The sequence below is a fragment of the Actinosynnema sp. NPDC091369 genome (assembly GCF_044757065.1).
In the GTDB taxonomy this organism is placed as follows: Bacteria; Actinomycetota; Actinomycetes; order Mycobacteriales; family Pseudonocardiaceae; genus Actinosynnema.
Window position 1 is genome coordinate 222989 of record NZ_JBIVUG010000004.1, and the last position, 19736, is coordinate 242724.

The window sequence follows — 19736 nt, forward strand, 5'->3', positions numbered from 1 at the left end:
GTGCCGCCTCGGAGGTGCGGGATTCAGCCCGTCCTGGGCAGTCCCGCCGGGTTGATCTCGCTCTTCTCCACGGCCTCGCCCTTCAGGCCCCACCGGTCGAGCACCTCGGCGTACTTGCCGCTCGCGATCAGGTGGTCGATCGCCTCGGCGACCGGCTCCACCAGGCCGCTGCCCTTCTTGGTGGTCGCGGCGATCTTGCCCGCGAGCGAACCGCCGCCGGAGAACGTGCCGATCACCTCGGTCTTGCCGGACGTGGCCACGTGGTAGGCGGAGGTGGGGTTCGGGCCCAGGTAGGCGTCGATCCGGCCGGACTCCAGCGCCAGGTAGTAGTCCGACGGGTTCTGGAAGTACTTGACGTCCGTCGCGGGCAGGCCCTTGGCCTGGTTGGCCTTGCTCCAGTCGACCAGGATCTTCTCCTGGTTCGTGCCGGACCCGACCGCGATGACCTTGCCCGCCACGTCCTCGGGCCCGGCGACGCGCCACGTGCCGCCCTTCTTCGCTTCGAACGCCAGGGTGTCGAGCCGGTAGGTGGCGAAGTCGTACTTCTCCTTGCGCTCCTCGGTGACGGTGATGTTGGACAGGCCCAGCGGGTAGGCGCCGCTGTCGAGGTTGAGGAACAGGTTCTCCCAGGACGTGCTCTCCAATCGCGGTTCCAGCCCGAGGACACCCGCGATCAGCACCGCGATGTCGGTCTCCACGCCGATCGGGGTCTTGTCGTCGGTGGCGTAGAAGCGCAGCGGCGGCGCGGTGTTCACCGATCCGCCTATGACGAGCTCGCCGGTCCGGCGGATCTCCTCGGGCACCTTGGCCGCGATGGACTCCACCCTGTCGGCCGTCACGCGCTGCTGGTCCGGGCCGAGGTTCACGGTCCTGCCGCCGGCGACCACCTGCTCCTCGGGCGTCCCACCGGCGGCTCCGCAGGCGACCAGGGACACGGCGGCGATGACGGCGGCGGCTGTTTTGATCAGGGACAACGGTTCTCCCGGGTCTGGTCAGAGCACTTTGGACAGGAACGCGCGGGTGCGCGGGTGCTGCGGGTCGTCCAGGACTTGCGCGGGCGAGCCCTGCTCGACCACGACGCCGCCGTCCATGAAGACCACGGTGTCCGCCACGTCGCGGGCGAACCCGATCTCGTGCGTGACGATGATCATCGTGGTGCCGCTGCGGGCGAGGTCGCGGATCACGTCGAGCACCTCGCCGACCAGCTCCGGGTCCAGCGCGGAGGTCGGCTCGTCGAACAGCAGCACCTTCGGTTCCAGCGCCAGGGCGCGGGCGATCGCGACGCGCTGCTGCTGGCCGCCGGACAGGTGCCGGGGGTAGGCGGACTCCTTGTCGGACAGGCCGACGCGGTCCAGCAGCCGACGGGCCTGAGCGCGTGCCTCGGCCGGCGACGTGCGGCGCGTCGACACCGGGGCCTCCACGATGTTCTCCAGCACGGTCAGGTGCGGGAACAGGTTGAAGTTCTGGAACACGAAGCCGACGTGCGCGCGTTGCCGGAGCACGTCGCGTTCCCGCAGCTCGTACAGCTTGTCGCCGCGACGGCGGTAGCCGATCAGGTCGCCGTCGATGCCGACCAGGCCGCGGTCGGTCTTCTCCAGGTGGTTGATCGTGCGCAGCAGCGTGGACTTGCCCGAGCCGGACGGCCCCAGCACGACCACCACCTCGCCCGCGCCGACCTGGAGGTCGACGCCCCGGAGCACCTCGTTGTCGCCGAAACTCTTGTGGACGCCGCGGACGTCCACCATCACCTCGCCCATTTCCACCCGTCCTCGTTCCTGGTCGTGCCCTTGGCGTAGTGCTTCTCGACGTAGTGCTGGACGATCGACAGCAAGGTGGTCAGCGCGATGTACCACGCGGTGGCGACCATGAGCAGCGCGACCACCCGCGCGTTGCGGCCGTAGATGACCTGGACCTGGTAGAACAGCTCGCCGATGGCCACCACGGAGACCACGGACGTGCCCTTGAAGAGGCTGATCACCTCGTTGGTGGCGTTCGGCAGGATCGAGCGCATGGCCTGCGGCAGCACGATCCGGCGCAGTTGGCGGCTCCTCGGGATGCCGAGCGCGGCGGCGGCTTCGAGCTGGCCGTGGTCCACCGAGATGACCCCGGACCGCACGATCTCCGCCGCGTACGCCGCCTGGTGCAGCGCGAGCCCCAGCACGGCCGCGCCCATCGGGCTGATCAGGTCCTTGGTCGGGAAGCCGAAGAACGTCGGGCCGAACGGGATGCCGAAGTTCAGCTCCTCGTAGAGGTAGGAGATGTTGAACCAGAACAGCAGTTGCACTATCAGGGGGATCGAGCGGAAGGCCCAGACGTAGGTCCAGCTCACGGCGGCCAGGAAACGACTGCGGGACAGCCTCATCAAGGCCAGCACGATGCCGAGGGCGAAGCCGATGACCGTGCCGTACAGCGTCAACTCCACCGTGACCACGACCGCGTCCAGGATCGATCGGGCGGTGACGAAGCGGGCGAACGTGGCCCAGTCCCAGCCGGGGTTGGTCGCCAGGCCGTGGACGAACTGCCCCACCAGCACCACCACGACCGCGATCCCCACCCACCGCCACGGGTGGCGGGCGGCGACGACCTTCGGTGCCGGTGAGTCGAGGGCACGCGGGCGTGGTCGCGCGGACACGCTCATGGCGGAGTCCTTCCGGGGATGGGTGAGGGCGCTGCGGTGCGGAGAACCGCTGGGGGCCACTGCGATGGGGCCGCCGCCGGGGGTGGCGGAAACGTAGCCACTGCTTCGGCGGGCGAACAAGGACGCCCACGTGCTGAACCACTGTGGTGGGGTGGTTGACAAATCGGCGTCGTCACCCGAACCGACGAGTGCGGGGGGCGGCGGTTCCGGTCCACTGAGGAATGTCGTATGCCGACGGATGCGGCGGGAGGGGTGGACGCGCGCGGGGGACGTTGTGGGGTGGCGGCAGTGCCGGGCGGCGGTGCCGCGCTGTGGTTCGGGGCGGTGGTGAGCCGCCGCACGCGGATGACCACAGGCGGATGACCGCAGGCGGCAGGGTCCGGGGATTCCGTCCCGGGTGGTGATCTGCCGGGCGGCAGGCTCCGGCAGTCGGCGGTTACTGCTCGGGGAACATCCGGGCCATGCCCGGCGGCGGGGTGAAGGGGTGCCAGCGGTGGGGGCGTTGGGAGAGACGGTCGGCGATCAGCCAGAGGACGGTGGCGTTGTAGCCGTAGCCCAGGTGGCTCGAGTTGACCGCGACGTTCTGCTGGCGTGCGCCCGGTGTCGAGATGCACGTCTGCCAGGCGACGATGCCGTCCGACTTCGAGTAGACCGAGGTCGACGGCACCGGGAACGGTGGGCGGGTGTGTTCGGGCGGTGGCATGGCGGCGCCCGAGACGTAGAACCGCGCCAGCAGTTGGTAGACCGGGTTGACCCTGGTCTGACGCAGGTCCGTCATGGCGTACGGGCTGCCCAGGGTGATCACCTGGCGGACCGTGCCCGGGTGGTCGCGGGCCAGTTCGCGGGCGAAGATGCCGCCCAGCGACCAGCCCACGACGCTCACCTTGCCGCCCACGGCGAGTTCCCGCAGCAGGTCGCGCATGCCGCGCACGACCCCGACCGACGGGCCGATGTTCAGCCCGAGGCCCCAGCCGTGGACGTCGTAGCCCAGGCCGGTGAGGAACTTGCGCAGCGTCGCGGTCGACGCGTCGGTCGCACCGAGGCCCGGCAACACCAGGACGGTGTGGCCGTCGCCGCTCGGAGCCGCCCGCAGCAGTGAACGGGTGGCCGCGAACTGGCCGATGCCGACAGCGGTGCGGGTCGGTTCGGTCAGGTACCAGAGCAGACCCGGCGCGGAACCCGGCTCGGTGACCGACTCCGACGGCAACTCCGGCGTTGGCCGCGACTCCGACTGCGGCCCCGTAGCCGGCTGTCGACGCAGGTCAGGGTGATCCGGTGGGACGTGCGGCAGTGCTGACATGGCCCCTCCCCGCTCCGCGTCGAGCGCGAACCCCAGGTGACCATGATGTTTCGTGGCGGTTGATTGCGCCAGTACCGGTAAGTCTCGATTCTTGCGGGGTCACCTCCCTGGACCAGTGGGACGACGCGGGCTTACGGTCGGTCGATGGACCGGATGAGCGCCATGGACGCGGGTTTCTTCTTCGTCGAGGACGAGAACGTGCCCATGCACGTCGGGTCGGTCCTGGTGTTCGAGGGACCGGCACCGTCGTACGGGGACGTGGTGCGCCTGTTCGCGGCCAAGCTGGGCACCGTGCCGCGGTACCGGCAGCGGGTGAAGGCGCTCCCGCTGCACGTCGGCCGCCCGGTGTGGGTGGACGACGAGCACTTCCAGATCCTGTACCACGTCCGGCACACCGCCGTGCCGGCACCGGGCGCGGACGACCAGCTCCGCAACCTCGCCGGACGCCTGTTCGCCCAGCGCCTGGACCTGGCCAAGCCCCTGTGGGAGGTCTGGCTGGTGGAGGGCCTGGAAGACGGTCGGTGGGCGATCATCTCCAAGGTCCACCACTGCCTGATCGACGGCGTCGCGGGCAGCGACCTCATGCAGGTGCTGCTGGACTGGCGCGAGGACTCGCCCCTGCCCGAACCGGCGCGCTGGCAGCCCGCCACCAGCCCGTCGACCTTGGACCTGGTCGTGGACGGCGTGCGTGACGCGGTGCTGACACCGGTCACGCACCTGGCCAAGTTCCCGGCGCTGGCCAAGCGGTTGCGCAGCGGCACGGAGGTGCTGGACTTCGGCCGGGCCGTGCTGCGCAGCCTGCCGACGACGGCCCGCCGGCTCGCCGCCGGCACCCCGAAGACCTTGAACGGGCCGATCGGGCCGCACCGGCGGTGGGTGTGGGCCAAGGCCGACCTGGCCGAGATCAAGGCCGTCCGCCGCGTCACCGGCGGCACGGTGAACGACGTGATCCTCGCGGCGGTGACGCGAGGTTTCCGCGACCTGCTCGCCAAGCGCGACGACCTTGCCGACGGTCAGGTGGTGCGCAGCATGGTGCCGGTGTCGATGCGCTCCTCCGCCGAGCGCGGCGTGCTGAACAACCGGGTCAGTGCCGTGTTGGTGAACCTCCCTGTCAGTGAGCCGGACCCGTTGACGCGGCTCGCGTCGATCCGGGAACAGATGGACGACCTCAAGAGCAGTCGGCAGGCGGCGGGTGCGGACGTGCTCACGAACCTGTCGAACTTCGCCGCCCCCACGTTGCTGGCGCTGGGCTCGCGCACCGCCATGCGCTTCCCGCAGCAGTTGTTGCAGACGGTCACGACGAACGTGCCCGGTCCGCGCATCCCGTTGTTCATGCTGGGCAAGCGGCTGTGCGAGATCTACCCGTACGTGCCGATCGCCAGCACCCTGCGCGTCAGTGTCGGCATCTTCTCCTATCTCGGCCAGATCACCTTCGGCATCAACGCGGACTTCGACGGCGTGCCGGACGTCCAGGTGCTCGCCGACGGCATCCGCGCGGGCTTCGACGAACTGATCACCTCGACCGCGAGCTGAGGTGGTCGGCCGCCACCGCGCCGGCCAACTCGGCCGCCTCGGCCGCCACCTCCCCGATCCTGGTCAGAGCCCGGGGCTCGATGTAGAGCTCCACGTCCTGACCGATCTTGAACACCACCGCACCTCCTCCCGGCTCGACTTCGTAGTTGATCCACACATCACCCGGCACCTGCGCCCACAGGTGCACCTGAGCCCGACCCATCACGCCCTCCGATCTGCGCCTCTGCTACGATCGTGCCAACCTCCTCTAATATTAGCAAGTAGCACTACTCGATCGGGTGATAGATCATGGCAACGTCGCCGTCCGTAGCCGGCTGGGAACTGGGTCTGCGCCTGCGGGAGCGCCGCGAACTCATGGACATAACCGCCGTGTCGGCCGGGAAGGCCATCGGCACCAGCCAGTCCTACATCTCGGGCATCGAGAACGGGAAGCTCAAGATCAACGCGGCCAAGCTGGCCGAACTCGCCGGCGTACTGGAGTTCGACGAGGCGGAGGTCGAGGAGCTGCAAGCGCTTCGCGAAGCGGCGGGCAAGCGCGCCTGGTGGAACCCTTACTCAGCCATGTTCAGCGCGGAAGTGCTGCGCTACTTCGGGTTCGAAGCCGGCGCGGAGAGCATGCGGACGTACTGCGCGGGGCTGATCAACGGCCTGCTGCAGACCGAGTCCTACGCGATGGCGGTCATGCACGGGGGCGGACCCAGCATCCGGCTGGCCGAGGCCAACCGCCGGGTGGAGGTACGCATGAAGAGGCAGCAACGGCTGTACGGCGACGACCCGCTGCAACTCACTGCGCTCATCACCGAAGCGGCGCTACGGCAGCACGTCGGCGGGCGCGAGGTGATGGCCGCGCAACTCCAGGACCTGGCGAACCGCATCGAGGAGCTGCCGGACACCCTGGACGTGCGGATCATCCCGTTCACCGCCGACTACTTCAACGCGCTCGGCGGATCGAGCTTCCACATGCTCGACTTCAACAGCAGGTTGCCCGAGTTGATCTGGCAGGAGACCATCACCTCGACCGATCTGATTGATCAACCCATGCGGATGCGCGAGTACAATCTGGCGTACAACCAAGCGATGAGCTACGCGCTCGATCGGAGCGAGTCGCTCGCGATGATCAAGCAGGCCGCCAAGGAGTTCGCATGACGCGCCCGTCGGATCGCACCGGTTGGTACAAGTCGAGCTTCAGCACGGACAACCCGTCGTGCGTCGAGGTCCGGTTCGTGCCCGACGCGATCGACGTCCGCGACTCCAAGAACCCCACCGGGCCGGTGCTGTCGTTCCCCCGCTCCGCGTGGAGCAAGTTCCTCAACCGCTGAGGCGGTCGATCTCGGCGACGACGTGGCGCACGTGCTCGGGCACGCGCGCCCGCAGGTCGTCGGGCCAGGTCTCCTCGTCGTAGCGGTACCCCAGGTACAGCTCCTTGGCGTGCGCCAACACCGGCCGGTGCGCCGCGGGCAGCCGCGCGAGGGCCCAGTCGGCGGCGGCGGACTTCGACCTGATCGCGCCGGTCGCGACGGTGGTCCACACGCGGGCCAGGATGAGCACGACGTTGCGGGTGTCGTGGTCCAGGTCGGCCACCAGGCCCGGCACCCCCGCCACGCTCGCCCGCACCACGTCGGCGTGCGGGACGGGGTCCAGGACTTCCGCCGGTGGCGGGCCGGACAGCGGGTGGTCCCCGGCCAGCGCCGTGGTGACCAGCAGGGCCAGGTCCGGCATCGGCTCGGGCACCGGGACCGCGCCGGCCTCGAACTCCGCGCGCAGCCACTCGCCGTACAGGAAGTCGGCGGTCGGGGGGAACCGCCACGGGCGGACCTCCGGCTGCGCCACCACGACCAGTTCGACCGGGCGGGAGCCGGGGAGCGCCAGCAGGCCGGCCAGCAGGGCCCGCCGTCGCACGTCCTCCGCCGGCTGCCGCGTGACGACGAGGAAGTCCAGGTCACTGGCCGGTTTCAGGCCGTCCAGCACGGCCGAGCCGTGGAGGTAGACGCCGATCGGGTCGAGCACGTCGCGGGTCAGCTCCACGACCTCCCGGATCGGGTCCACCCGTCAGCCCCGCGCCGCCAGCCAGTCCTTGAGCCGGGACGCCACCAGGTCCGGCACCTCCAGCTGCGGCACGTGACCGACGCCCTCCAGCACGTCGAAGCGCCACGACGGGTTGCGCCGAGCCGCTTCACGCGCCGAGGCGATCGGCACCAAGCGGTCCTTGTCGCCCGACATCAGGTACACCGGCACGCGCACCCTGCTCATCGCCGTGTAGTACCGGCGCGCGGTGGCACCGGTCCACACGACCGACCGCGCCGCCGCCAGGAACGCCTCGTCCAGGCCCGGGACCTCGGCGCGCTGCTCCAGCAGCGACATCGACGCCAGGACGACCTCCTCCGGCACCGACTTCGCGTTCGCGCACACCAGGTTCAGCACCCGCTTGACCTGCCGCCGCGTCGACACCCCGGCCCGCGACTTCGCCAGGAACCACTGCCCCAGCCCCGGCACGGCGTACATCGCGAACGCCGCCGCCACCTGCGGGTCCGGGCGGACCCCGAACGGCATCGGCACGGCCGGGTCCAGCAGCCCCAGCGCCGTCACCGAGGTCGGGCGGCGGGCCGCGTGCAGGATCGCGATCATCCCGCCCATCGAGTTGCCGACGAGCACCACCGGCTCGCCGACCACCTCGGCCAGGAACCGCTCCAGCAGCCGCGCGTTCGCGGGCACCGTCGTGGACCGCCCCTCGGGGTGGGTGAGGCCGAACCCGGCCAGGTCGACGGCCAGCACGCGGTACCGGTCGACCAGGTGCGGCGCGAGCAGGCACCAGTTGAGGTGCGAGCCGCCCAGGCCGTGCACGAGCACCATCGGCGGGCCCTCGCCGCCGAAGTCGACGTAGTGCACCGGAGCGCCGTCCAGGTCGACGTGCCGGCTCGTCCCGCCCCAGTGGTCGAGTGTGGTCATACCGGTCAGTATGTCCCGGACGGGTGGCCGTGCAGACCGGGGCCCTCGATCCGCACGCCGCGAGGGACGCCGCCGAGGCGTCGTAGGACGCGGCGACCAGCTCGGCGGTGTGCCCGAAGTCGAGCGCACCACGGGCTGCGCGGGCGGTCCGGGCAGGGAGACGACCGCCACCGCGCCGAACGGCAGCGCCGGCTCGGCGGAGTCGGGCGTGCCGCCGAGGCCGAGCGCGACCACCTCGGCCGATCCCGTGGCGGGGAACAGGGTGCGTCTTGTGCTGCCGCAGCGCCCTGGCCCGGGAGAGCAGGCCGCCGGGGATCACGCGGGCTCGGGTCCTGTGCCGCCGGATCGCGGCCGGCCGCCTCGAACGCACCCGCCGGGTCGAGCACGAGCAGCGAGCCGTCGACCGAGCCGGACGGTCTCATCGCTACCCCGGCACGGAGTCACCTAGTGTGGTGAACATGATCGTGTGGATCAACGGCGCGTTCGGCGCGGGCAAGACGACCCTGGCCGAGGAGCTGCGCCGCCGGCTGCCGGACGCGCTGTCGTTCGACCCGGAGCACATCGGCCTCCTGCTCCGCATGTCCGCGCCACCGCCGCCGACCGGTGACTTCCAGGACCTGCCGGCGTGGCGGAGGACGACCGCCGAGTTCGCCGCCACCCTGCACCGCGAGTACGGGCAGCACGTGATCACGCCGATGACCCTGGTCGACCGGGCTTATCGGGAGGAGGTCTTCGACCACCTCGCCGCCGCCGGCGTCCCGCTGCTGCACGTGTTCCTCGACGTGCCCGCCGACGAACTGCGCCGCCGCATCAACGACCAGGTCCTGGACCCCTACAACCCGGACGCCGACGCCCAGGCCCGCACCTTCCGCCTCCGCAACGTCGACCGCTGCGTCGCCGCCCGGACCACCCTGCCGCCGGACACGCTCGTGCTGCCCGGCGACCGGCACACGCCCGAGCAGCTGGCCGACCAGGTCCTGGCCGCGCTGTCCGGCTGATCAGGACGCCGCGCGGCTCACCACGCCGAGAGTCCCAGCGTCCCCTCGGGATCGAGCCCGTGGCGCAGCAGTTGCGCCGCTTCGGCCGATCCCGTGCGCTTCGCCGTCGACAACCACACCAGCTCGTCCTTGGCGGCCACGTCGCCGCGCAGGACGCGCGCCCTGAGCTCGGCCACCCGTCCCTGACGAGCCAGGATCTCGGCGAGACGGCGGCAGGCGTTCACGTGCCCGGTGTCGGCCAGTTCGGTGCGCGGCCGCACGTCGCCCTGCTCCGCCAGCAGGTTGAGCAGCCGCCAGTTGCCGTACTCGTAACCGCTGGCCGCCAGCTCGCGCAACTCGTCGACCATCTCGTGCTCCGCGAGGAAGTTCGCCAGCCGGTACCGCGCCTCCGGCGGGTTGTAGCTCTCGACGGACTGGCTCGGCGCCAGGGGCAGCGCCGGTCGGGTCAGCAGGTCGGTGCGGTAGCGGGTCGAACGCAGGTCGCCCGCGTCGCTCAGGGGTTGGAGGACCGCTTCGGCGTGCTCGGGGAAGTCGTACTGCCACAGCAGCAGTGCCTGGTGCCGCTGATCCGCCACCGGTCCCCGCGAGGCCAACCACCGCGCGCGTCCGGCTTCGCCGCGGCGCGCGAGCAGGTCGATCAACTGCGCTTGGGCGTGACGCGCGCACAGATCGCCGAGCAGGCACCGGGTGTCGACGTGCTCGAAGTGCTCCAGCGCCTGGACCAGGCCGTGCCGGGCCATGACCGCCACCATGTGCAGGTGCGCCGCCGCGTCGCCCTGCGCCAGCGCGTGCAGAGCCCGGTCGACGTCGCCCTGGCGCTCCAGCAGTTGGGCGAGCTTGAGCCTGACGATCCCCTGACCGGACTGCTCCAGGGTCGACCGGGTCCGGGTCGTGCTCTAGAACGACGGCGGCCCGGCGGTGATGCGGTCGCGGACGGCGCTGACGGTGGTTTCCCAGTCGGATTCGATCCACCAGGTGGCACCCGCGTCGGCCCACTCGGTCACGTCGGTCGCCCTGCCCTCGGCGATCACGTCGAAGCCGTCCCACGGCAGGCCCAGCGAGGTGCGCAGCGAACGGGCCTGTGCCACGACCTCGGCCAGTTCCGCCGGGGTTTCCGGGCCGCGAGCTCCACCTTCGGCGATCACGTTGGGCAGCAGGCCGTCCCACGACACGGCGCGCCGCATCGACACGGGACGGTCGAACGCGCCCACGACCCACACCGGGACGCGGGGCCGTTGCACGGGTGGTGGGGGCGGGAAGAAGTCGGTTTCCCGCACCTCGTAGCGGCGGCCCTCGAACGAGAACGGTTGGCCGCGCATCAGGCCGTCGTACACGGCCAGACCTTCGTCCAGCAGCAGCGCCCGCTCGGCGCGGCCGGTGTCGCGTTCGAACGCGGTCCAGCCCGGGTGCAGCGCGCCCAAGCCGACCGACAGCTGCACCCGCCCGCCCGACAACCGGTCCAGCGTGGCCGCCTTCGACGCCACGTCCCACGGCTTGAACCGGGGCAGCGGCGTCAGCATCGTGCCCAGCCGCACCGACGACGTGCGCATCGCCGCCGCCGTCAGCGCCACCCACGCGTCGACACCCCACACCGCCTCGGCCAGGAACACGCCGTCCCAGCCGCACTCCTCCGCCAACGCCGCGCACGACGCCACGTCCGGCGCGTCGAAGAACGGCAGCACGATCCCGCAACGCATGCGGGCAGCGTCCCACACCGCGTCACGTCACGGCGGCGAACCGGGACGCGGTCCACGTGCCGAGCGCGATCTCCGCCGTGATGCCGGGACCGAACCCCGCGATGACGCCCCGCGCGCCGGGCCGCGCGCCACCGTCGGCGAACAGCCGCTCCAGGGCGTCGAAGATGACGGCGCTGGCCACGTTGCCGCGCTCGGTGAGCGTGGTCCTGCTGTAGCGGAACGTCTCCGGCGGCAGCCGCAGGTGCTTGCCCAGGTCGTCCAGGATGCGCGGCCCGCCCGCGTGCACGATGTAGAAGTCGAGCCCCGCGATGTCCCAGCCGTGCGGCTCGGCCATGTCGCGCATGGCGGGCGCGAGCACGGACATCGTGCCGGGCACCCGCTTGTCCAGCAGGAAGTGGAAACCGGTGTCGCGGACCTCGTAGGCGATCCAGTTCTCCGTGTCGGGCACCAGCCGCGAGCTGTTCCGCTCCACCGACACGCCCTCGCCGCCCTCGCCGCGCATCACGGCCGCCGCCACCGCGTCGCCGAACAGCCCGTTGGACAGCAGGTTGCCGACGGCGCGGTCGGTCGGCTGGTAGAGCAGCGAGCAGAACTCGCACGCCACGATCAGCACGTTCGACCGCGGGTAGGCGGTGCAGAAGTCGTGCGCGCGGTTGATCGCCGCGCCTCCGGCGGCGCATCCCAGCTGGGCGATCGGGAGCTGGCGGGTGGACGACCGGAACCCCATCGTGTTGATCAGCCAGGCCGTCATCGACGGCATCATGAACCCGGTGCACGAGACGTACACGATCAGGTCGATGTCGGCGGCGGTCAGGTCGGCGTGGCCCAGCGCCCGCCGCACCACGTCGGGCACCCGCGACTTGGCCTCCTTCTCGTAGAGGGCGTTGCGCACGGTGAAGCCGGGGTGCTTGAGGGTGTCCTCGATCGGCTGGACGATGTGCCTGGTCTGGACGCCGGTGTTGCCGATCAGCCGCAGCGCGAGGTCGAGCTGCGGGTGGTCGCGGTGCAGCGCCCGGGCCAGCTCCAGGGTCTGCTCGCGGGTGATGAGGTGTTCGGGGACCGCGACGGCGGGCCGGCACAGCGTGGCCACGGCTCTCCTCACCACGTGACCGGCAGGGCGAGCGGGTACCGCCAGATCGAGACGGTGTTCCACCGCACCTCCGAGGCGGGCACGGCCAGCCGCAGGCCCGGGAACCGCGCGAGCAGCCCGCCGACGGCCTCCTGGAGCACCATGCGGGCCAGGTGGGCGCCCACGCAGTGGTGCCCGCCGTGGCCGAACGTCAGGTGCGGCGGTGCGTCGCGGCGGTCGAAGTCGAGCTCGTCGGGCCGGTCGTAGGCCAGCTCGTCGCGGTTGGCGGTCAGGTAGGACACGTGGACCGCGTCACCGGCCTTGATCGTCACGCCGCCCAGCTCGACGTCCTCCAGGGCGACGCGCGGGATGCCGACGCCCTGCCGGAACGGGATGAACCGCAGCAGCTCCTCGACCGCCCGCGGCACCGCCTCCGGCTCGGCGCGCAGCCGAGCCAGGTGCCGGGGGTGGGTGAGCAGCGTGAACGTGATGTCGCCGATCTCGTAGGTCGTGGTGTCGTGGCCGGTGACCGCGAGGAGCATGGCCAGCACGGACAGCTCCGCGTCGGCGAGCACGTCGTCCCCCGTGCGGGCGGTGGCCAGGGCGCTGATCAGGTCGTCGCCGGGGTCGCGGCGGCGGGCGGCGGTGAGCCGGTCGAAGTAGGCGCGCATGCCGGCCTTGGCCTCGGCGGCGGCGGTCCGGTCGGCGGCGCTCATCGACATCATGGCCGCCGCCCACTCCCGCACCCGCGGCCGGTCCGGCTCGGGGATCTCCAGCAGCTCGCAGATCGTCATCAGGGGCAGCCGGTCGGCCAGGTGCTCGACCACGTCGGCGGGCCGGCCGTGCTCGACCATGGTGTCGAGCAGGGCGTGGACGGTCCGGCGCGTCCACGGTCGCAGCGCCTCGACCTGGGGCGTGGTGAACGCCTTGGCGACCAGCCTGCGGACCCGGTTGAGGGCGGGCGGGTCCATCAGGTTGATCGCCTCGCGCTGCGCGATGGGCGCCGGGGTGATGCGCGGGAAGTCGCGCCCGATCAGCGCGGCCCGGCTGAACCGCCGGTCGGAGGTGACCACCCGGACGTCGTCGTAGCGCGTCACCAGCCACGCCTCGCCCTCCCCGTACGGCATGCGGACCTTGGCGACCGGCGCCTGCTCCCGCATCCGGGTCAGGAACGGGTCGGGCTCCAGGGCCTCGTCGTGCCGGAAGGGGCAGCTCGGCGCGGACTCCCGGTCACGCGCTCGGACGTTCACCACGGACGTTCCCCTCTGGACGGCGAAGCGGTTCCCTTCCATCACACACGTCGCCGCGCCGTCCCGCCCCCGCCGGCGGGCCGGTTCATCAGTTGTCGCGGTTCTCCCACCGGTTCGTGACCGGTGGCCGGGCGCTCCTTGACTCTCCAAGCCGCCGCGCTCCACTCGTTCAGGCGCTCAAACGCCCTCCATGGGGCCCAGGTCCGGGAGGCCACCGCCGCGCACAGTAGAACCAGTCGAGCCGGGGTCTCAGAAGATGGGCGTGAAGACGCACTCGAACCCGTACTCGCGGCCCGGTCGGGTGGTGGCGGCCATCCAGTACTCGCCGGGGCGGACCACACCGCCCATGTAGGAGTTGAGGTCGGCGCTGGAGTCGGCGTAGCCCACGCTGGTGTCCGGCGGGTTGTGCGACCCGACGAGCAGCCTGATCCGGGCCGTCCGCCCGCCGACGAAGAACACGGCCACGTAGCCGAACGCCTTCGCGTGGTAGACGGTGTCCAGCGCGGCTTGGAAGCGCGGTTGGCCGACCCCGACCGACGTCGCCCGCGCCTCCAGCGACCGCAGCGCGCCGTCGGTCCGCTCGGCCAGCCCGTGCAGCCGCGCGTACCGCTCCTCGTCGTCGACCAGCTTGCCCAGCAGGCCGGTCAGCCGCTCGACGCGGCCCTCCAGTTCCCGCACCCTGGCGTGCAGCGCTTCGTCCTTGGCTCCGAACACGTCCTCACCCCTCTCGACGCGGGACGTTACGAACCGTTCGGCTCCCTACCGGTCCCAAGTACCCGGCGGGGTGACGGCGCCCAGGTCGTGGTGACCGCCGCCCACACGAGCGGTGACCAGGCGAGGTCGCCGGTGTCTTCCCACCGGGTGGCGGCGGCGCGTTGCCAGTCGTTGAGCGCGGTCACCGGGTCGGGCGCGCGGTGCGCGGCGTCGATCGCCAGCACGGTCGGCGCGAGCACCGGGGTGGGCGGGAAGCCGGGGACGAGTCGGCGCAGCCCCTCGTCGGTCGGCACCGTCCACCGCGTCGCCGTCACATGCTCCGCGCCGCCGTGCACCATGGCCGTGACCAGGCCGGACGGTTCGGCGAACCGGACGTCGCCGCCGCTCTCGCACGCCACCAGGGCCACGCGGGCGGGGATGCGCCACGGGCGCACGGGGCCGGCGCGGTGGCCCAGCACGATGTCGGCGGCGGTCAGGGGTCGGTGCCCGCCGATCGGCGCGGCGCGGCCCTCGGTGTCGGCGGTGCAGGACAGGTGCAGGCGCGCGTCCAGGCCGTGGCCGCCGGTGGTCACGTGGCCGACGTAGAGCAGGCGCGCGGCGGTGGCCAGGGCTCGTTCGAGGTGGTCGCGGTCGACGTCGTCACGGCGCGTGCCGCCGAGCGCCGCCAGGTCCGCCGGGCCGAGGACCGGGCCGAAGCCGGAGTGGGCCGCGAACCCCGGCACGACGGGGTCCAGCACGGCCACGACCGTCCCTTGTGGATCGAACGGGCTGACGCGGCGTGCGGTGGCGTTGCCCACGGTCGCCGGCGGCAGCACGGAGATGGTGGTGTCGTGGACCGCCCGCAGCCCGTCGTCGATCCGCAGCGCCTCCCAGGGCACCAAGGCGGTCGAGGGGGACGGTTGGACGCGCAGGTGGGGCCTGATCCCCTGGCTGAGGAACGAGTTCAGCTCCACCGCGAGCCGGTGCGGGATCAGCGCCCGCGCCATCCTGGTCGCCAGGTCCCGTTCGCGGTCGTGGTCCACGAGCGGGCCGTGGGTGAGCGCGCGGCGCAGGGCGTGGTCGGCGGTCTCCCCCGGCAACGGCGACGGCACCGCTTCGGCCCACTCGGCCAGCGCGGCGTGCACGAGGTCGCGCGGCACGACCACCACGCGCGGTTCGGCCGGTTCGTGCTCCCAGCGCCACGAGACGTACAGGTCGCCCGCGTCCACGAGCTTGAGCTGGACGGTCACCACGACGCCACCGCCCGGTCCGATCGGACGGGGAAGCCGTAGCGGCGCTCGGCCAGGTCGATCCAGGCGTCCAGGGCGGTCGGCACGGCGGGGTCGAGGCGGACCCTCGGCGGCAGGTCGAAGCCGGAGGCGGGGTCCGCGCCGGTGGCGAGGCCGGCGGCGGCGTAGGGCAGGTGGGCCTCGACCTCCGGCGGCGCGGGCAGCGCCACCAGCTCACCGCGTTCGACCTGGGCGGCGCCTTCCGCGTGCAGGGACACCGAGCCCGCGACGTGGTCGACGTACTCGGCGGCCAGGGCCACGTCCTGCACCGCCCGGATCGCCAGGAACGCCGAGCGGGTGGCGGGCGCGGAGGCCAGCGCCACCCAGCGCTCCCGCAGCGGGCCGTGCGGGAACCGCTGCCGCACGGCCTCCGCCGCCAGCGCGGCGGGCAGCGCGAGGTCCAGCGCCCGGTGGCCGAGCCGCTGTCGTTCGTCCCCGGTGACCGCCGCGGCCCGGCGGACCAGGGCGTCCGCGCGCCACCACGCCATGCCCAGCACGACGTGCCACAGCCCGGCCGCCTCGCACACCTCCGCCGCCCGCGCGTAGCAGGTCTCGGCCTCGGCGAAGTCCTGCGCCGCCTCGAACGCCGATCCCCGCACCTGGTGCACGGCCACCTCCTGGAGCGGGGACGTGGTGCCCAGCAGCGCGAGCGCCCGGTCCGCCAGCGCCAGCGCCTCCCGCGGCCGACCGCGCAGCACCGCGACCGCCGCCCGACCGTGCAGGCACACCGCCCGCCGGTGGGGGTCGTCGGTGATCAGGGAGTCCGCCTCGTCGTACAGGGCGTCGGCGCGGTCGGCGTCCGAGGACAGGTAGGCCAGGCGCGCGGAGCTGAGCAGGGCGGTGACCTCCCCCGGGACGTCGCCGGTGGCGGCGCTCAGGTCGCGGGCCAGGGCGAGGTGCTCGGCGGCCCCGGCCAGGTCGCCGGTCGCGCTGGTGACCTCGGCCAGCGTCAGGTGCACGGACGCGGCCAGCTCGGGCGCGGCGGAGTAGGCGAGGTCCAACGCCCTCCCCGCCTCGTCGGCCGCTTCGGCGAACCAGCCGCCGGTGGCGAGCACGCGGGCGCGCACGGCTCGGACGGTGGCCTCGTACGACTCGCCGTCGTCGGCCGCCGTGACGACGTCGAGGGCGTCGTCCAGGTCGGTCAGCGCTTCGGGCAGCCGGGTCTGCGCCTGGCGTGCCGCCGCACGGGACACCAACGCGTTCACCAGCACGGTGGCGGACCCGTACGCGTCACCGACCTGGCTCAACGCCTCCCGTGCCGCTTCGATCGCCTCGGTGCTCCACCGCACGGCGTCGTCCGGCTGGTCGGCGACGCCCGCGAGGTTGCCCGCGACACCGGCCCGGCACACGACGGCCTCGACGTCTTCGGGGTCGTCCCGGTCGTCCGCGTCGAGGGTTTCCCGGTACGCGGCGTCGAAGGCCGACCTGGCGGCGGCACGGTCGCCCGCCTCCAGCAGCGCCACGCCCGCGGCGTTCAGCTCCACGAACCGCCGCCACCGGGGGCCGAGCGGTTGCCGGCCCGGGTTGTCGGACAGCGTCCGGTACATCGCCGCGCGCTGCTCGTCACCCGCCTCGTCGGCGAGGAGCGCAAGGCTCCCGTACAGGTTCTCCAGGTACTCGGGCGCGTGCTGCGCGGCCAGGTCGACGGCGTGCGTGGCGTCCGCCTCGGCCTCCGCGAGCCGGCCGGCCGCCATCAGCAGGCCCACCCGGGTGGTCCGGAGCACCACCTCGGCCACCGGGTCGGCGTCGACCAACGCGCTCTCGACGTCCCGCCACGCCTCGTCCCACCGGTCCAGCCAGGGCAGCAGGTCGGCCCGAGCGGCGAGGGCGATGACCCGGAGCCGCCCCTCCCCCACCGCGACCGCCTCGGTCAGCAGGTCCACGGCCCGCTGCTGATCATCGGACACGTGCGCCAGGTTCACCAGGACGTGCGCGCGGTCGTGCGGTGGCGCCGCGGCCAAGGCCGCTCCGAGCGTCGCACGGGCACCGGCCACGTCACCGGCCGCGGCGAGCCGCACGCCCTCGTCGTTCAGCGCCGACCAGTCGTTCACCGCGCCGTCCGCTCGGTGAGGGTCGCGGTCGGCGAAGTGGTCCTGGCGCGGGCGTAGGCGATGATCGCCGCGCGGCGCGGCCCGGCGGAGGGGTCCGGCGCGGTCGGTTCGGCGAAGTCCGGCGCGTAGACGACCAGCTCGCGCCGGTCCGGCGGCAGCAGCAGCACAGCCGCCGACACCGGCGCGGACCCGGTGAGCCGACCCACCTCGTCAACGCCGTCCAATGCCACCTCGACATCGCCGAACCGGGCCGCCAACCGGGCTCCCGGCCTCGGTCCGGGCACGACGGAGACCTCCACCGCCGTCCGGCCCTGCCGCCGCACGACGGCCCACGCGGCGGGCGCGGCGGCGTCCACCGCGCCGTGCGGCACCAGAGACCAGTCCACAGTGGACGAGCCGGACAAGGCGGAGATCCCGTCGCCGCCGCCGAAACCCCCGGCGGCCAACGCGTAGCCCGCCTGGTCGGCCACCTCGGCGGCCGGCAGGACCACCCCGTAGTCCTCGGCCAGCGCGGCGACGCGCTCGGCCAACGCGGCCAGGGCGGGATCGGGCGCGTCGAGCGGCACGACCGACGCCAGCGCCCGTTCCACCGCGTCCGGGTCGTCCAGCAGGTGCTCCACAGCGGACAGCTCGACGGCCAGCTCCGCGTGCAGCACGGCGGTGTCCAGCGCGGGCACGCCGGCCGTCACCGACGCGGGCCACCACGCGTTCGCCCAGTTCAGCTGCGCCGCCCGCCGGCACGCGTCGCGGACGCGCCACCCACCGGGGCCGGACTCCGCCACATCCGGGTCGTCCACCTCGGGGGAACCGCCGAGGATCGCGTCCGCCGCGTCCCCGTAGATCTCCCACAGCCACTCGGCCGCACGGTCGACGTCGTGCACGCGCGCGGCGGGCAGGGGCGTGTCGGCCAGGACGTCCCAGGCCAGCAGCGCGCCCGAGCACTCCAGCAGCGCCACCACCTCGGGCGACGTGGGCCAGTCGCCGACGACGACCTCGGAACCGCGGGTCACCCTCATGCCACCGCCTCCCGCTCCAGCACCGAGCGCAACCGGTCGCGCTGGTCCAGGATCACCGACCGCAGCACGCCGTCGAGCACGTCCCACACCTGGTCGAACGCCACCGCGTCGTGCCGCAGCTCGCGGCCGTGCACGCGCGCCCACAGCCGCCGCAGGTACGCCTCCCGCACGCCGCGCACGTCCGCGCGGACCTCCGGCGGCACGGCCGACGGCATCCGCAGCACGCGGTGCACGTACGCCTCGCGCTCCCACCTCGACCGCAGCCGGGCCGCGGCCGACCCCGGCTCGCCCGCCGGCGGACCCGCGAGGCCCGCGGACGCGTCCCGGCCCAGGACCACGACCAGCCGGCTCTCCTCGTCGGCGAGCTGCCACGGCCCGGCCGACCGGGCGATCTCCCGCCGCACCAACGTCGGCACGTCCGCCAGCCCGGCCCGCTGCGCCGCGTTGGTCAACGGCGCGAACAGGCGCTCCAGGATCGACCGGTCGAACGGCCGGGGCAGGTTCGCCTTCGACGCGGCACGCCCCAGCTCGGGCCGCACGGGCACGTCGCGCGAGGTCAACCCGTGCGCCAGCGCCACGCCCGGCCGGTGCAGCCCCGCCGCGCCCGCGGTGCCGGCCAGGCCCGCGACCAGCGCGGCGAACAGGGCCCGGTCGGGTGCGGCGGCGCAGGTGGCCAGGAACGGGGACGTCGCCACCGCCGTCCCCGCCACCGGGCCGGGCGCGGCCCACGCGGAGGCCAGCAACCCGGTCAGCTCGTCGGCGTTCGCCGGGTCGGTGACGTAGTCGCGCAGCGCGGCGGCCGTCGGCCCCTCGCGACCGTGGACCTCCTCCAGCACGTCGGCGGCGACGTCCGTGGCGTCCGGGCCGGGTTCGCCGTGCGCCGTGGCCAGCTCGAAGCAGCGCTGGAAGTAGAGGTCCTGCGGGTTGCCGTCGGTGATCCAGCGCCGGCGGCGCTCCTTCTTCAGCACCGTGAACCAGCTCGCGGTCGCGGCCAGCACCGGACCCGCGTCGACGATCCGGGACACCAGCGCGTCGGCGTGCTCCGCGGCGATGGCGCCCGCCGCGAACTCCGGGTTGAGCACGGGCCGCAGCACGAGCGGGTCGAGGATCAGCTTCACCGTGCGGGTCAGCGGGCGGCCCGCCGCGTTGCTCAGCGGCGCGACCGCGTCGCCCAGCCCGGCCCAGGCCCGCGCCACCAGCGCGCCCCGCGGCAGCGTCGTCGGCACGGCTCGGGCGGTGCTCACCGCGCCGAGCCT

20 protein-coding genes are annotated in these 19736 nt (G+C 73.0%); 4 read left to right on the plus strand and 16 right to left on the minus strand.

Annotation, left to right across the window (positions count from 1 at the left end; all coding sequences use genetic code 11):
• Nucleotides 1–23 precede the first annotated feature (23 nt).
• From ACIQMJ_RS17565 to ACIQMJ_RS17580, 4 genes are all read right to left on the minus strand, one after another.
• Nucleotides 24–974, minus strand: a complete 951-nt coding sequence (locus ACIQMJ_RS17565) for an ABC transporter substrate-binding protein (protein WP_499762012.1) — start codon at nt 972–974, stop codon at nt 24–26.
• An 18-nt stretch (nt 975–992) separates the two neighbouring features.
• Nucleotides 993–1757, minus strand: a complete 765-nt coding sequence (locus tag ACIQMJ_RS17570; protein WP_499762013.1) for an amino acid ABC transporter ATP-binding protein — start codon at nt 1755–1757, stop codon at nt 993–995.
• Nucleotides 1745–2638, minus strand: a complete 894-nt coding sequence (locus tag ACIQMJ_RS17575) for an amino acid ABC transporter permease (RefSeq protein WP_499762014.1) — start codon at nt 2636–2638, stop codon at nt 1745–1747. The genes ACIQMJ_RS17570 and ACIQMJ_RS17575 overlap by 13 nt, the downstream gene beginning before the upstream one ends.
• Nucleotides 2639–3074: 436 nt before the next feature.
• Nucleotides 3075–3845: an esterase/lipase family protein gene (locus ACIQMJ_RS17580; RefSeq protein WP_499762015.1), complete on the minus strand. Its 771-nt coding sequence runs from the start codon at nt 3843–3845 to the stop codon at nt 3075–3077.
• Between the two features lie 237 nt (nt 3846–4082).
• Here ACIQMJ_RS17580 and ACIQMJ_RS17585 point away from each other — a divergent pair, with 237 nt between their 5' ends.
• The gene (locus ACIQMJ_RS17585; protein WP_499762016.1) at nt 4083–5471 is read left to right on the plus strand and encodes a WS/DGAT/MGAT family O-acyltransferase; all 1389 of its coding nucleotides are present in this window, start codon (nt 4083–4085) and stop codon (nt 5469–5471) included.
• Here the strand turns inward: ACIQMJ_RS17585 and ACIQMJ_RS17590 are convergent.
• A complete protein-coding gene (locus ACIQMJ_RS17590; RefSeq protein ID WP_499762017.1) occupies nt 5452–5673 on the minus strand; it encodes a hypothetical protein in 222 nt (73 codons plus the stop codon). The genes ACIQMJ_RS17585 and ACIQMJ_RS17590 overlap by 20 nt on opposite strands.
• 86 nt (nt 5674–5759) lie before the next feature.
• Here ACIQMJ_RS17590 and ACIQMJ_RS17595 point away from each other — a divergent pair, with 86 nt between their 5' ends.
• Nucleotides 5760–6617 carry a helix-turn-helix domain-containing protein gene (locus ACIQMJ_RS17595; RefSeq protein WP_499762018.1) on the plus strand — a complete coding sequence of 286 codons (858 nt, stop codon included), beginning with the start codon at nt 5760–5762 and terminating at the stop codon, nt 6615–6617.
• A complete protein-coding gene (locus ACIQMJ_RS17600; RefSeq protein ID WP_499762019.1) occupies nt 6614–6790 on the plus strand; it encodes a DUF397 domain-containing protein in 177 nt (58 codons plus the stop codon). Before ACIQMJ_RS17595 ends, ACIQMJ_RS17600 begins: the two co-directional genes overlap by 4 nt.
• On the opposite strand, the gene ACIQMJ_RS17605 is transcribed toward ACIQMJ_RS17600, so the two are convergent.
• Both ACIQMJ_RS17605 and ACIQMJ_RS17610 read right to left on the minus strand, forming a co-directional pair.
• Nucleotides 6780–7517, minus strand: a complete 738-nt coding sequence (locus tag ACIQMJ_RS17605) for an aminoglycoside adenylyltransferase domain-containing protein (protein ID WP_499762020.1) — start codon at nt 7515–7517, stop codon at nt 6780–6782. The two genes, ACIQMJ_RS17600 and ACIQMJ_RS17605, sit on opposite strands and share 11 nt — an antisense overlap.
• A 3-nt stretch (nt 7518–7520) precedes the next feature.
• Complete coding sequence (locus tag ACIQMJ_RS17610; RefSeq protein ID WP_499762021.1) at nt 7521–8417, minus strand: alpha/beta fold hydrolase; 897 nt, start codon at nt 8415–8417, stop codon at nt 7521–7523.
• Between the two features lie 458 nt (nt 8418–8875).
• Here ACIQMJ_RS17610 and ACIQMJ_RS17615 point away from each other — a divergent pair, with 458 nt between their 5' ends.
• The gene (locus ACIQMJ_RS17615; protein WP_499762022.1) at nt 8876–9415 is read left to right on the plus strand and encodes a P-loop nucleotide/nucleoside kinase family protein; all 540 of its coding nucleotides are present in this window, start codon (nt 8876–8878) and stop codon (nt 9413–9415) included.
• 17 nt (nt 9416–9432) lie between these two features.
• Here ACIQMJ_RS17615 and ACIQMJ_RS17620 read toward each other — a convergent pair whose 3' ends face one another.
• From ACIQMJ_RS17620 to ACIQMJ_RS17660, 9 genes are all read right to left on the minus strand, one after another.
• Nucleotides 9433–10155: a hypothetical protein gene (locus ACIQMJ_RS17620; RefSeq protein WP_499762023.1), complete on the minus strand. Its 723-nt coding sequence runs from the start codon at nt 10153–10155 to the stop codon at nt 9433–9435.
• Between the two features lie 156 nt (nt 10156–10311).
• Entirely contained in the window at nt 10312–11112 is an 801-nt protein-coding gene (locus ACIQMJ_RS17625) for an LLM class flavin-dependent oxidoreductase (RefSeq protein ID WP_499762024.1), read from the minus strand.
• Nucleotides 11113–11134: 22 nt separating this feature from the next.
• Nucleotides 11135–12202, minus strand: coding sequence for a type III polyketide synthase (locus ACIQMJ_RS17630; protein WP_499762025.1), 1068 nt, complete (start codon nt 12200–12202; stop codon nt 11135–11137).
• A gap of 8 nt (nt 12203–12210) precedes the next feature.
• Nucleotides 12211–13434: a cytochrome P450 gene (locus tag ACIQMJ_RS17635; RefSeq protein WP_499762026.1), complete on the minus strand. Its 1224-nt coding sequence runs from the start codon at nt 13432–13434 to the stop codon at nt 12211–12213.
• A 246-nt stretch (nt 13435–13680) separates the two neighbouring features.
• The gene (locus ACIQMJ_RS17640; RefSeq protein WP_499762027.1) at nt 13681–14145 is read right to left on the minus strand and encodes a hypothetical protein; all 465 of its coding nucleotides are present in this window, start codon (nt 14143–14145) and stop codon (nt 13681–13683) included.
• Nucleotides 14146–14171: 26 nt separating this feature from the next.
• On the minus strand, nt 14172–15377 hold the full coding sequence (locus tag ACIQMJ_RS17645; RefSeq protein WP_499762028.1) for a CHAT domain-containing protein: 1206 nt from the start codon (nt 15375–15377) through the stop codon (nt 14172–14174).
• Entirely contained in the window at nt 15371–17464 is a 2094-nt protein-coding gene (locus ACIQMJ_RS17650; RefSeq protein ID WP_499762029.1) for a hypothetical protein, read from the minus strand. Before ACIQMJ_RS17650 ends, ACIQMJ_RS17645 begins: the two co-directional genes overlap by 7 nt.
• On the minus strand, nt 17461–18480 hold the full coding sequence (locus tag ACIQMJ_RS17655) for a hypothetical protein (RefSeq protein ID WP_499762030.1): 1020 nt from the start codon (nt 18478–18480) through the stop codon (nt 17461–17463). The genes ACIQMJ_RS17650 and ACIQMJ_RS17655 overlap by 4 nt, the downstream gene beginning before the upstream one ends.
• Nucleotides 18477–19724 carry a hypothetical protein gene (locus ACIQMJ_RS17660; RefSeq protein ID WP_499762031.1) on the minus strand — a complete coding sequence of 416 codons (1248 nt, stop codon included), beginning with the start codon at nt 19722–19724 and terminating at the stop codon, nt 18477–18479. The genes ACIQMJ_RS17655 and ACIQMJ_RS17660 overlap by 4 nt, the downstream gene beginning before the upstream one ends.
• Between the last annotated feature and the right edge of the window lie 12 nt (nt 19725–19736).